Consider the following 12,266-nt stretch of genomic DNA (forward strand, 5'->3'; position numbering starts at 1 on the left):
CGTCCGAGCGGCCCAGGGGTGAGGTCCGTTGCCCGCCGCTGCTCTAGCCGAACTTGGCGATGCGCCGCTAGCCCCGAAGCGCGATCAGCGAGAGCTGGCGGCCGTAATCGGGCAGCCCTTCATGGGTCGCGCGGCGGTAGCTGAAGAAACGGTCCGGCTGGGAATAGGTGTCGAGGCCCAGCGCTTCCACGCGCCCCACCCCGGCGGCGGCCAGCCGGGCGGCGGCATAGCCTTCCAGGTCGAACTGGTGGTAGCCGTCGCGCCCGGCGGTGAAGAAGCGGTCGTTCTCCGGATCGGCCTCGACGAAGCGGCGGTGGAAGCCATCGTCCACCTCATAGGATCTGCGGGCGATGGCCGGGCCGATCGCCGCGACGATGCCGCCGCGCGCCGCGCCCAGTTTCTCCATCGCCGCCAGCGTCGCTTCGATCACGCCGCCGAACGCGCCCTTCCACCCCGCATGGGCCGCGCCGATCACGCCCGCGCCCATGTCGGCGAACAAAACCGGTGCGCAATCGGCGGTGAGAATGCCGAGCGCAAGGCCTGGCCGGTTCGTCACCAGCGCGTCGGCATGGGGCCGCGCGTCGTCCGGCCAGGGCGCGGCGGCGAAGATCGCATGGGGCGAATGGACCTGGTGCACCGTTGCCAACCGCGCGCCCGGCGCCACAGCCGCAACCGCGCGGCGGCGATTCTCGGCGATCGCCTCCCGCTCGTCGTTCGAGCCGAAGCCGACATTGAGGCCGGCGCACGCGCCTTCGGAGACGCCGCCGCGCCGGCCGAGAAAGCCGTGCGGCAGGTCGCCCAGCACGGCGGCCCGGATCGCCTCGACCGCGCTCACAGGTCGCGCCGCATGACGGGATCGATCATGACCGACGCGCCGAGCGTGAAGGGCGCCGATCCCGCGATCTCGAAGCCATGCTTGCGATAGAAGGCGATTGCCCGCGCGCCCTTTTCCCAAACGCTCAGGAACAAAGCCGGCGCGCCGCGTTCGCGCGCGGCTCCGATCGCCCAGTCCATCAGCGCCGCCGCGATGCCCGCACCCTGCCAGGGCGTCAAAATATAGAGCTGCCTGATCTCCAGCGAACCTGTCGGATGATCGACCGGCAGACCCATCGGCATCAGCTTCAGGTAACCGGCAATCTCGCCGTCCGCCTCGGTCATCCACACGCGACAGGCGGGATCGTCGAGATCGGCGGGCAGGCCGCCGGGGCCGAAGCTGCGGTCGAGATGAAGCGCCATGTCGTCCGGCGCGAAATGGGGGCCGAAGGTTTCGGCGAAGCAAAGCCGGCCCACAGCGGCGAGCGCCTGGTCATCCGCCCGCGTGGCGAGACGATAAGTGACGCTCACAATTTCAGCCGCATGACGATGTCCTCGTCGGCATGGGTGCCGACCATGAAGTCGTAGCGCCCCACCGCCTCGAACCCATAGCGACCATAGAAGCGCCTGGCACGCGCATTGTCGATGAAGACGGAGAGATAGAGCTCGGCGGCGCCCTGCGCGCGCGCCCGATCCAGCACCCAGGCCATCAGCACCGGCGCGATGCCCTCACCGTGCCAGGGCTTCAGCACATAGAGCTGGCGCAACTCCGCGCTCGGCCCCTCCGGCTTGAACGGCAGCGAGGGCGGGCCGAGCTTGGCGAAGCCCGCCGCCTGCCCGTCCGCCTCGGCGATCCGGATCGCGTAACGCGGATCCTCAAGCTCGCGGCGCCAGGTCGCCTCGCTGTGATTTTCGAGGAAGGCGGCGAGATTCTCCGGCGTGTAGAGATGGCCGAACGTCTCGGTGAACGTACGAACGCCGAGCGCGGACATCAACGCCGCATCGTCGACCATGCCGTCGCGATAGGTGATGTGGGACATTCCGGTGCGCCGCCTTTTCCATAACCGTTCGGGCTGAGCCTGTCGAAGCCCTGCCCTTTCTTGCGCACTAAAGAGAAGAACAGGGCTTCGACAAGCTCAGCCCGAACGGGATTTTGGGTCACAATCCCGCAGGCCGCGGCCAGTTCGACGCCAGTACCGCCATCGCCTTGAACAATCGCCCCATCTGTTCCGGCGCGGTGAGGCGCAACCGGGCGGCCTCGATCTCCTCGGTGCGCGACGGCACGGCGCGGGCCAAGGCGGCGGCGCGCAGCGCGATGCCCATCGCGTCGAGCCAGTCGCCCTGCCCCACCGGTCCCGCGATCCGCGCGCCGCTTTGTCGCGCGGCGGCACCCAGCGCATGGAAATCGACATGGGCGGTGAGATCGCGCGTGCCCGGCGCCATCCACGGATCGGCATATTCATGCCCCGCCACCGCCTGGAGCGTGTCGCCCCGGCCGGGCCGGTCATGACCGTAATCGACGATCAGCATCGCTCCACCCTGCGTGGCGAGCCGTTCGGCCAGCGCGCGCACGATATCCAGCGAGGCGGGCGAGATCTCGGTTTCGACCGCGCCGTCCCGGGCAAAAGCGTCATCCGCCAACGCGACCCGAAGCTCGCGTCCATCGGCGGCGAACTGGCATATCGGCAGCGCATCGAAGAATTCGTTGGCGACGATCAGCAGCGGCCGGTCCGCCGGCAGGGTCGCGATATCGTCATGCCAGAGCGCACCGGGCACCCGCTCGGCCTGCGCGCCGCGCAGCAGCGGGCTCGTTTCGACGAAATGGACCGCAGGGGCGAGGCCCGCCGCCTTCATCGCCCGCAGCGCGTCGGCGGCGAGCGTGCCGCGACCCGGCCCCAATTCGACATAGGCGGCTTCGGCGGGCGCGCCGGCGCGGGTCCACAGGTCCGCCAGCCAGACGCCGATCAGCTCGCCGAACATCTGGCTGATCTCCGGCGCGGTGGTGAAATCGCCCTTCACACCGAGCGGATCGCGGGTCGCGTAATAATGCGCGTTGGCCGCCGCCATGTAATCGGCGACGCTGATCGGCCCTTCGCGCGCAATCCGGGCCCTCAGCGCCGCGTCAGGCGCCGGCATCGGCCGGGACCGGCCGCACCCGGTCGGCGCGCCGGCCGGCGGTCAGCACCAGATAGAGGCCGCCCAGGATCATCGGCAGCGATAGCCATTGGCCCATGTGAAGCTGACTTCTCTCGGCGAAATCCACGAGATGCGCGTCCGGCAGGCGGACGAACTCAACGGCGAAGCGGCTGAGGCCGTAGACGAGCAGGAAGACGCCGACGAGCATCCCGGGCCGGTAGCGGGCGCGGGTCTTCCAGAACATGACCGCCAGAATCAGGAAAAGCAGGATGCCTTCCAGCGCCGCTTCGTAAAGCTGGCTGGGATGGCGGGGCGGACCGAGCACCAGCATGCCGTCCACGACTTCCGGAAAACGCACCGCCCAGGGCACGTTCGTCACGGAGCCCCACAATTCGGCATTCACGAAATTGGCGAGGCGGCCCAGGAACAGGCCGGCGGGGATGCAGCAGGCGACATAATCGTGGATGCGCAGCCAATCGAGCCCCTGCCGCCACGCCATCCAGAAGATGCCGAGGCTGACGCCGATCACGCCGCCGTGGAACGACATGCCGCCGTCCCAGAGTTGCAATATCTCGATCGGGTGATGAAGATAATGAAGCGGTTTGTAGAAGAGGACATAGCCCAGCCGGCCGCCCAGGATGACGCCGAGCGTCGCATAGAAGACCAGATCGTCGGCATGGCGACGCGCCATCGGCGCGGCGGGCTGGGCGATAAGCTTCAGCAGATACCACCAGCCGAAGACGATGCCGGCCAGATAGGCCAGGCTGTACCAGCGGAGCTGGAACCAGCCGAGATCGAGCGCGATCGGGCTGAGGCCGAGATCGACATAGCTGATCGCCCCGCCATGTGCTGTCATTTGTGTAAATAGGGCGTCGATCAAGGCTTCCCCCTTCGGGCTTGCGCCTTCATAGTGGGGGCACAAGAAAAGGCAAAGAGGAGCGAGGATGCCCAGCGAGCTGGACCGACGATATGACGCGGCGCTGGCCGTGGTCACTGGCGAAGGCGGCAGGATCCAGGTCGGCCGCGACGAACAGGGCCGCGCCGTCGCCGCGCAGCTGCCGCCGACCCTTCCGCTGCTCTTCGATTTCTTCTGCATGCTCCACGCCGATGTCGAGGCGGTGGTCGCCGGCGACGAGCGGTTCACCTTCTCCCAATTGCATGGCCATGCCACCACGCTTGCCAGGGCGCTGGCCGGCGCCGGCATCGCCAAGGGCGACCGGGTGGGCATCGCGATGCGCAACTGCCCGGCCTGGATCGTTTCCTATATCGCGATCGCCAAGGCGGGCGGCGTCGCCGTGCTGCTCAACGGCTGGTGGGAAGCGGACGAGCTGCGCCATGCGCTGAATCTGGTCGCGCCGAAGCTGGTGATCGCCGATGCGGGCCGGGCCAGGCGCATCGCCGCGACCGGCCTCGGCCTCAACGTCACGACCCTGCCGGTCGACGCGCCGATCGCCGAGGCGATCGCGCCCTTGCTCGGGACCGAAGGCGAGCTGCCGCAGGTCGCGCCGAGCGACGACGCCACCATCCTCTTCACCTCGGGCTCCACCGGCCTCGCCAAGGGCGCGGTCTCGACCCACCGCGCCGTCACCACCGGCGTCTATGCCTATGCGACCGGCCTCGCCGTGCTGCGCGGCCTCCGGGAGGCGGCGGGCGAGACGGTTCCCGACCCGCGCACCCTGGTCAACGTGCCGCTCTTCCACGTCACCGGCGAGGTGCCGGTGATGCTCAACAGCTTCGTGATCGGGCGCGGCATGGTGCTGATGCCCAAATGGGACGCGGGCGAGGCGCTGCGGCTGATCGAGGCGGAGAAGATCACCTATTTCGTCGGCGTGCCGACGATGAGCCTGGAGCTGATGCAGCATCCGGACCGCGACAAATACGATCTTTCGACCATGACCGACATCGCCGCCGGCGGCGCGCCCCGCCCGGTCGCCCATGTCGAGCGGCTGGAAGATGCCTTCACGGGCGCGCAGCCGGCTTTGGGCTATGGCCTGACCGAGACCAACGCGGTCGGCTGCGGCAATTACTGGTCCAATTATCACGACAAGCCGGCCTCGACCGGCCGCGCCCAGGCGCCTTATGTCGAGCTCGCCATCATCGGCGAGAACGGCGCTCACCTGCCCACCGGCGAGGTGGGTGAGATCGCGATCCGCTCGGCGGCCAATATCCGCGGCTACTGGCGCGACGAGGCGGCGACCGCCGCCGCCTTCACTGCCGACGGCTATTTCAAGTCCGGCGACCTCGGCTATCTCGACGAGGCCGGCTATCTCTTCATCGTCGACCGCAAGAAGGACATCATCATCCGCGGCGGCGAGAACATCTCCGCGCAGGAGGTGGAGGCGGCGATCTACACCCATCCGGCGGTCTCGGAAGTCGCCGTGTTCGGCATAACCGACGAGCGCTTCGGCGAAGTGCCGGCGGCGGTCGTCTATTGCGAGGAGGGCGGGCTGGACGACGAAGGGCTGATCGCCTTCCTCGCCGGCCATCTCGCCCAGTTCAAGCTGCCGGCGCGCTGCTGGTTCGTCGATGCGCCGCTGCCCAAGCTCGGCACCGGCAAGATCGACAAGGTGGAGCTGCGGACGCGCTACCGGGCGCTTGCCGCGGCGGAATGATCGCGCAACCGATGGCCCGGCCGATCATTATAGCCGCGTAAGGAGAAGATCGATGCGCGCATCATTGATTCCGCTCGCGGCGCTGGCGCTCGCGGCCTGCCAGGGACAGGCTCCGGAGCCACATAACGAGGCCGCCGGGACCGCCGAAGCCACCGCGACGCAGAACCAGATCGAGGCGATGCCGGAAGGCCAGCGCAATGCGGTCTTCATCCGGGCCCTGCTCGATGCCCGGCAGGATTGCCAGCATGTCGATCAGTCCGTCCGGGCCGGCGATCATGAAGGCTTCCCGCTCTGGTCGGTACGCTGCGATAACGGGCGGGCCTATACGATCGCGATCGGCAATGGCGGCGAGGCGCAGATCATCGACAATCCGGTGGCCCAGCCCGGCACTGCTCCGGATTCTGGCCAATGAGAGCAGCTCTCGCGCTGGCATTCGGATGCGCCGCGCTGGCGCTCGCCGGCTGCGAGGACGGCCGGCCAGTCGAGAACCGTACGCAGATCAAGGTCGAAAATCCGCACCACGACCGGCTCGCCGCCTTGTCCGCTCCGATGCAGCGGCTCGGCATCATGCGCGCCATCCGCGACAGCGGCAGGCGCTGCACGCGGGTCGAGGCGACGGCGCACCAGGAGACCTATCGCGGCATGGAGATGTGGGTGGCGCTGTGCGACGACGGCCGCCACTGGGCCGTCTTCATCGCCCCCAACGGCGACATCCAGACGCGCAATTGCGACGAGCACGCCCAGCTCGACCTGCCCCAATGCCGCCCGGTGGCGCCGGCCGTGCCGGAATCGGACGGAAATGGCGTGACCTTCTAACCGCTCAGCAATTCTCGTATTTCCAGTTCCGCCGCTTGCCTTCCGCCAGCCATTCCACCGTCTGGGCCAGGCGCTTCGCGCGCGTCTCGTCGCGCTTCGCCTCGGTGACCCATTCGACATATTCGCGTTGACAGCTCGGCGGGAAGGCGTCGAACGTCGCCTTGGCGGCGGGGTCCGCGTCGATCCCGGCGCGCAGGTCTTGCGGCACGGTCAAGGGCGGCTTCTTCGCCGTCGCGCGCGGCGGCTTCGCGCCCGTTTCGATCAGCGCCATCGACTGGCGGGTGAGATCGATCAGGGTCGCGCGCGATGGCAGGTCGTCGATGCTCGTCAGCCGGCCGAACTGGCCCATCGCCGAACGGTTCTTCTCGTCCTGGCCCAGCATCGCGTCGTTCCAGTAGCCGAAGGTCGCATGCGCCTTGAACGCGGCCATGCCCGCCAGGATCTTCCCGCGCCACATGAAGCTCGGCATGCTCCACTTCAGCGTCTCCTCGGCCTCCGGACAGGCCTCGTGGATCATGGCGCGCAGATGCTCCAGGATCGGCCGGGCGAAATCCGCGCGCGCGGCGATATAGGCGTCGATTCTGGGATCGGTCTTCATGGCCGTTTCATCCTCCGGCCCCGGCAAGGCGTCAAGCGATCTCCGCGGCGGCGATCCGGGCGCGGTGCGCGGCGCGCAGCCCGTCGAAGGTGAACAGGGCCAGCGCCGTCCAGATCGCGCCGAAGCAGATCGCATGGGCGCGGGTCAGCGGCTCACCGAAGGCCAGCACCGCGAGCAGGAATTGCAGCGACGGCGCGAGATACTGGAGGAAGCCCAATGTGGAGTAAGGCAGCCGGCGCGCGGCGGCGGTGAACAGCAGCAACGGCACCGCCGTGACCGCGCCGCCCAAAGCGAGGAGGAGCGCGGTGGTCGGGCCGGCGGCAAGGAAGCTGCCCGTCCCGGCCTGCTGGAGCCACAGCACCCAGCCGAGCGCGAGCGGGGCGAGGATCACGGTTTCGATCGACAGACCCTCCAGCGCCTCGACCGGCGCGATCTTGCGGAGGAAGCCGTAGCTGGCGAAGCTGACCGCCAGCACCAGGCTGATCCACAGCCCCGATCCCGCCCCGGCGGCGAGCGCCACCACACCCGCTCCCGCGATCAGAGTCGCCGCGACCTGAAGCCGGCTCAGCCGCTCCTTCAGGATGACGACGCCGAGCAGGATGTTGACCAGCGGATTGAGATAATAGCCGAGGCTGCCCTCCAGCACATGGCCGCTGACCACGGCATAGATGTAGACCAGCCAGTTGACCGCGATCAGCACCGAGGTGACGGCGAGCAGCAGCATCGCCCGGCGATTGGCGAGCGCGGCGCGCACCGCCGGCCAGCGCCGCCACAGGGCGATCAGCGCGCCTAGGAAGACCAGCGACCAGAGGATGCGGTGCGCGACGATCTCGACCGGGCCGACATGGGTCAGCGCCTTGAAATAAAGGGGCATCACGCCCCACAGCAGATAGGCGCCCACGCCGAACATCAGCCCGGCGCGCCGCTGGCGTTGACCTTCATCCATGGCGCGCGCCTAGAGGAGCCGGGACGGCGCGGCAAGCGGCGCATTGTGTTATCTGTATAATACAGCTAAAACAGCCTGAAAGGAGAGCTTCGATGACCAAGGCCAGACTGATTCCGGCGATCGCCGCCGTCGCCTTGCTTGGCGCTTGCGAGGCGCGTTTCGGCAACGATGCCGCCCCGGTCGCCGAGAATGCGACGGCGGCAGGCCGCGCCGAACCGGGTCGCCTCACGATCGAGGCGCCGGGCTTCAATCTCCAGCTCGACATCCCGGAGTCGATCCTGAACCGCGCCGACATGGACGGCGACAATGCCCTGATCTACCCGGATTCGACGTTCGGCGGCATCCACGTCCAGGGCAATCGGCCGGAAAGCGACACTGACGAGGTCGAGCTGCGCTTCTCGACCGGCGACGAGATCGGCCGGGTCGCGGCCTGGTATCGCGATCCGGCGCGGCGCGGCTCCTTCACCATCGCCACCGACGCGGCCGAGGGCGCGGGCTTCGTGATCGCCGGCACCGGGCGGCGCGACGGCGAGCGGTTCACGCTGCGCATCGCCCCGCGCCAGGGCGGCGGCACCGAGGCCCGGCTGTTGTTGAGCGACACGAACTGATAGCCCTCCCGGCCGGGAGGGCATGTCGTGAGTCTGTTCGCCGATCCGAAGGAAGTACACGCTCATCTCGTCGCCGCGGCGAGGGCCGGGACGGCCTTGTCCTATGGCGAGCTGCTCGAGCATCTCGGCTACCGCTTCACCCGGCCCAAGATGCGCGCCTTGTGCGCCATGCTGGGCGAGATCGACCGGGACGCCGAGGCGCGCGGTGAGCCTGAGCTCGCGGTGCTGGTGGTGCGTGCCAGCGACGGAATACCCGGCCAAGGCTGGTGGGTTAGCGGCGGGGCGCGGTCGCGCGGCTATGGAGGGCCGTGGGAAGGCCCGGAAGCCGTGCATTTCATCCGCTCCGTGCAGGCCGAAACCTTCGCCTGGTGGCAGTCCCAAGACGGGACAGAGGGGCAAAGCGCCCCGGATTAACCATTTCATCTCACCCATAAGGGCGCGGAATCGGGCATAGCGGCGCGGACCCCGAAAGGACTCCGCGCATGCCGACCCGTCTCGCTTCCGCTCTTCGCGCCGCCCCGCTTGCCGGGCTGATGCTGCTCGCCGCCTGCTCCGGGCGGAACGAGGTGGCCGAGCTCGACAACGAATTGCTCGCCAATGGCGCGGACCCGGCGCTGACCAGCGCGCTGGAGGATCAGATCCTGGTCGATCCCAACCTGGTCCAGCAGGCCAATCCGAACAGCGCCCGCCGGCCCGAGACGCCGGTCCAGGCGCAATATCCCGCCGGCAGCGCCCAGAACGCCGCCGCGCGGATCGGCGCGGACCTGCAATATGGGCCGGAATGGGCGCAGCGCCTGCCGGCCGAGTTCACCCTGTATCCCGGCGCGCGGCTGACCGAGGCGGCGGGCAGCAACCGCGACGAGCGCCGGCTGCGTGTGGTCACCTTCCGCACGGGGGACCGCTACGAGCGGGTGATCGCCTATTACCGCGCCGCCGTGACCCGCGCCGGCTACAATGCCGAACAGCAAAGGCGCGGCGCCGATCATGTGCTGGGCGGCGTCAACGAGCAGAATGACGGCGCCTATTACCTGATCGTCACGCCGACCGATGCCGGCTCGGACGTCGCGCTGATCGTCAATAACGGGCGATAGCGGGCGACCCAAAAGTTAGGGAAAAGTTAGCCCAAGGAATTGTCCAGGCGGACGCGAATGTTCACGAATGTTCGCACTGGCCTGGCAGTTTTTCAGGCGCGCGATGCGGGTGCCGAAATCATCAAAGGCAAATGTGCGCGCGGAGGCGCGGAGGCGCTGGCGACGTGAAAGCCGTCCTGAGCCGAAGCCGCTCGACGCCCCAACCGGCACGAGTGGCACAATCGGCACGACTGGCACGAATGTCACATGGAATCGCAGGGGATCCTTGTCCCCGATGCGCCGCTGCCGGGGCGCGCCGGTATGCTCCGATTCGAGGATCGGGAGCGGATCGAGCAAACGATGCAAAGAGCCGTGCCCGGGGCCGAACCCCGAGTCGCGGCGCAGCATGACAGATTGCGGGCGTGTAGGAAAATGGGCATCAGCCACGCTGGGCTTTGGGGGGTAAGTAATTCGAGGCTTAAGCAACCTGTCGCCGCAGTCCGTCTCGCCTCTGTCGTTTCGCGAGAGGTTGCCATTGGCACGATGTAATGGCACCTTTCTCGATCGGGGCCGGGGATAGATGCTAAACGTATTAAAGTCGCTGAACGCAGGCGTCCGCCGCCGGTGGATGCCTGGCCTGCGCGCCGTACTCGGATCCCTTGGCGCTATCTGGCTACTAACTGAGATCGCCGACTTTCTATTCGAAGGCGCACAAGACTGGTTCAGGGCCCAAACCGCACTCTATATCGGGTCGATTTCCACCGTTGCTCTTCTGACATTCCTAGTCCGCGTGTATGAGCCTCGCTCGGTCCAGTTCGCTATCCCCACAACGAACACTCACCTGAACATCAAGTATGGCAATTTGTTTGATGAGCAGGCCGACCTGATTGTCGCAGTGAATGAGTTCTTTGATGGGGATATCGGTCAAGTTGTCTCGCCGGATTCCGTGCATGGACAATTCATAGCTCGATACTTTCAATCCCATGCCCCAACCTTTAGAGCGGTCGTGGACCCCTTGCTGGCCCTGCACCTCGGCGAGGATGTAACGCGCCCCAATCTGCCAGCCACGAAGTACCCGATAGGGACGACGCTGATGGTTCCGATCGGTGCTCAACATGCCTTTGTGGTGGCTCTCGCCACTACAGATATCCAGACGCACCGTGCATCCACCACGGTCGCCAATTTCTGGTTGGCGGTGACAAACGCGCTGGAAAGCGTCTATCACCTCAACAATGGTCGTCCCCTCGCGCTTCCCCTGATTGGCAATGGACGATCCAGCTTGAATCTGGAGCCCCAGCATCTCTTGCGGCTCCTTGTGCTGGCCATCATAGATACTGCAAGGAAGATGCAACTGCCTGAAAAGATTACGATAACACTGCCGGAAGCCTGCTTTGATAAGCTCGATCTTCGGGAGATCGCGGGTACTTGGAGAAAGTGATGGCCTATCGGAATGGAACTTATATCGCGTTCCACGCTGAGGGGATCACTGATCCAACGGCGTCTGATATCAAGTACTTCAACATAATGAAGGCTTGGCATGAGAATGATGATATCTCATTTCGATTTATTAATAGTCACGATAAGGTTTATGCTGTCAGAGACAGTAGCAAAATGGAGACTCTTAGAAGGAGTCTGGTAGAGCGGCTCAATAATTCAAAGAACATGGTGTTGATCGTCGGCCCGCGAACTAGATACGATTTGGACTGGGTTCCGTTCGAGATCAATTATGCGGTCGAAAAATGTGGGTTGCCGATTATAGTGACCTATCCCGGCTATACATCTATAATGAACCCGAAGGCCCTCTCCGAACTTTGGCCGAAAGCGCTTGCAAACCATATTGGAACCGGCGCTGTGCGCGCGATTCACGTGCCTTTCCAAAGGAACGCCATAGACGCAGCGATCCGCCAATATGACCTAAACAAAAAACCTGGCTCCAGCCTTGATTATTGGAGCGCTACGGCTCACCGAAGCTTTGGAATAAACGTGTAAGCGCTTTGAGGATTTCCACAAACCGACCGTCACACCGGAGGAAATATGCGGAGATCAAAACTTGTGGATGCCGCAGCAATTCTCTCGACGGCGGCAACATTCCCGGTTTCATCGGTGTCTTCACAGCAGCCAGGCAATACTGACAGCGTCCTGCGTGAGATCGGCGCCGAGTCCGTCCGCGAAATTAGCGCCGACATCGCTCTTCCTGCAACGGCTGAGGAGTATGAAGCACTCGGAAGGCACGCGATTATGATGGTGAGATCGTCGAGCGCGATCTCGACCGAACTTCCGCTGCGGTCAGTTTACGTGATGCATCGGAATGTTCGAATACCGCTCCATCGCATTCTTCTCCTGGACAAGCAGGTGGACGCCCCCAACTCCCGTGCCGTCCAAGTGTCATTCTACCTCATCCCCATCCAGTTAATGAAAGTCGACTCGCAGATCCTGGCCGATTTTAGCGGTGACCGCCGAGGGTTCAGTTTTTTGCGTTTTACGGAGGTGGAGGGCCTCGGCCCCGGCGCCCCGGCCTTCGCGCGACTTGACGCCTACGACACACCCACCGACCCTGACCCATCCGCGATAGCTGAGGTGCTTGCCCGCGAATTTCCTGGACAGTTCCGGTAGCGGTTAACTCCGGGCGACAAGTCCAACACTCGCTTCGTAAGTGCCTTGCAATTG

General features: G+C 65.7%; 17 protein-coding genes. 9 read left to right on the plus strand and 8 right to left on the minus strand.

All coding sequences use genetic code 11. The annotated features are described in order from the left end of the window. Window positions 1-67: 67 nt before the first annotated feature. The 5 genes from pgeF to lgt form a co-directional block, all read right to left on the minus strand. Entirely contained in the window at window positions 68-835 is a 768-nt protein-coding gene (gene pgeF / locus KF780_00435; GenBank protein MBX3560257.1) for a peptidoglycan editing factor PgeF, read from the minus strand. Next, a complete protein-coding gene (locus tag KF780_00440) occupies window positions 832-1,344 on the minus strand; it encodes a GNAT family N-acetyltransferase (protein MBX3560258.1) in 513 nt (170 codons plus the stop codon). The genes pgeF and KF780_00440 overlap by 4 nt, the downstream gene beginning before the upstream one ends. Continuing rightward, window positions 1,341-1,826 carry a GNAT family N-acetyltransferase gene (locus KF780_00445; GenBank protein MBX3560259.1) on the minus strand — a complete coding sequence of 162 codons (486 nt, stop codon included), beginning with the start codon at window positions 1,824-1,826 and terminating at the stop codon, window positions 1,341-1,343. The genes KF780_00440 and KF780_00445 overlap by 4 nt, the downstream gene beginning before the upstream one ends. Before the next feature lie 145 nt (window positions 1,827-1,971). Then, on the minus strand, window positions 1,972-2,880 hold the full coding sequence (locus KF780_00450; protein MBX3560260.1) for an SAM-dependent methyltransferase: 909 nt from the start codon (window positions 2,878-2,880) through the stop codon (window positions 1,972-1,974). A 55-nt stretch (window positions 2,881-2,935) separates the two neighbouring features. Continuing rightward, complete coding sequence (gene lgt, locus KF780_00455; GenBank protein MBX3560261.1) at window positions 2,936-3,805, minus strand: prolipoprotein diacylglyceryl transferase; 870 nt, start codon at window positions 3,803-3,805, stop codon at window positions 2,936-2,938. A gap of 88 nt (window positions 3,806-3,893) precedes the next feature. On the opposite strand from lgt, the gene KF780_00460 reads away from it, so the two are divergent. From KF780_00460 to KF780_00470, 3 genes are read left to right on the plus strand one after another with little or no spacing between them, the layout of a single operon-like run. Further along, a complete protein-coding gene (locus tag KF780_00460) occupies window positions 3,894-5,561 on the plus strand; it encodes an acyl--CoA ligase (GenBank protein ID MBX3560262.1) in 1,668 nt (555 codons plus the stop codon). 52 nt (window positions 5,562-5,613) lie between these two features. Continuing rightward, window positions 5,614-5,973, plus strand: coding sequence for a hypothetical protein (locus tag KF780_00465; protein ID MBX3560263.1), 360 nt, complete (start codon window positions 5,614-5,616; stop codon window positions 5,971-5,973). Continuing rightward, on the plus strand, window positions 5,970-6,377 hold the full coding sequence (locus KF780_00470; GenBank protein ID MBX3560264.1) for a hypothetical protein: 408 nt from the start codon (window positions 5,970-5,972) through the stop codon (window positions 6,375-6,377). The genes KF780_00465 and KF780_00470 overlap by 4 nt, the downstream gene beginning before the upstream one ends. 4 nt (window positions 6,378-6,381) lie before the next feature. Here KF780_00470 and KF780_00475 read toward each other — a convergent pair whose 3' ends face one another. Both KF780_00475 and rarD read right to left on the minus strand, forming a co-directional pair. After that, window positions 6,382-6,975 carry a YdeI/OmpD-associated family protein gene (locus tag KF780_00475; GenBank protein MBX3560265.1) on the minus strand — a complete coding sequence of 198 codons (594 nt, stop codon included), beginning with the start codon at window positions 6,973-6,975 and terminating at the stop codon, window positions 6,382-6,384. Window positions 6,976-7,006: 31 nt separating this feature from the next. After that, on the minus strand, window positions 7,007-7,921 hold the full coding sequence (gene rarD, locus KF780_00480) for an EamA family transporter RarD (protein MBX3560266.1): 915 nt from the start codon (window positions 7,919-7,921) through the stop codon (window positions 7,007-7,009). Between the two features lie 92 nt (window positions 7,922-8,013). Here rarD and KF780_00485 point away from each other — a divergent pair, with 92 nt between their 5' ends. The 3 genes from KF780_00485 to KF780_00495 all read left to right on the plus strand — a co-directional run bounded on the left by KF780_00485 (window position 8,014) and on the right by KF780_00495 (window position 9,620). Next, the gene (locus tag KF780_00485) at window positions 8,014-8,529 is read left to right on the plus strand and encodes a hypothetical protein (GenBank protein MBX3560267.1); all 516 of its coding nucleotides are present in this window, start codon (window positions 8,014-8,016) and stop codon (window positions 8,527-8,529) included. Window positions 8,530-8,556: 27 nt separating this feature from the next. Then, window positions 8,557-8,943 (plus strand): ribose-phosphate pyrophosphokinase, encoded by a 387-nt coding sequence (locus tag KF780_00490; GenBank protein ID MBX3560268.1) that lies wholly within the window; start codon window positions 8,557-8,559, stop codon window positions 8,941-8,943. A gap of 68 nt (window positions 8,944-9,011) precedes the next feature. Further along, complete coding sequence (locus tag KF780_00495) at window positions 9,012-9,620, plus strand: hypothetical protein (protein ID MBX3560269.1); 609 nt, start codon at window positions 9,012-9,014, stop codon at window positions 9,618-9,620. Window positions 9,621-9,635: 15 nt separating this feature from the next. Here the strand turns inward: KF780_00495 and KF780_00500 are convergent, their stop codons facing one another. Then, a complete protein-coding gene (locus KF780_00500) occupies window positions 9,636-10,046 on the minus strand; it encodes a hypothetical protein (protein ID MBX3560270.1) in 411 nt (136 codons plus the stop codon). Between the two features lie 181 nt (window positions 10,047-10,227). Between KF780_00500 and KF780_00505 the strand changes: the two genes are divergently transcribed. From KF780_00505 to KF780_00515, 3 genes are read left to right on the plus strand one after another with little or no spacing between them, the layout of a single operon-like run. After that, window positions 10,228-11,037 (plus strand): hypothetical protein, encoded by an 810-nt coding sequence (locus KF780_00505; GenBank protein ID MBX3560271.1) that lies wholly within the window; start codon window positions 10,228-10,230, stop codon window positions 11,035-11,037. Then, entirely contained in the window at window positions 11,037-11,588 is a 552-nt protein-coding gene (locus tag KF780_00510; protein ID MBX3560272.1) for a TIR domain-containing protein, read from the plus strand. Before KF780_00505 ends, KF780_00510 begins: the two co-directional genes overlap by 1 nt. Before the next feature lie 45 nt (window positions 11,589-11,633). Further along, complete coding sequence (locus KF780_00515) at window positions 11,634-12,212, plus strand: hypothetical protein (GenBank protein MBX3560273.1); 579 nt, start codon at window positions 11,634-11,636, stop codon at window positions 12,210-12,212. Window positions 12,213-12,266 lie beyond the last annotated feature (54 nt).

This window comes from Sphingomonas sp. (assembly GCA_019635535.1).
GTDB lineage: Bacteria > Pseudomonadota > Alphaproteobacteria > Sphingomonadales > Sphingomonadaceae > Allosphingosinicella.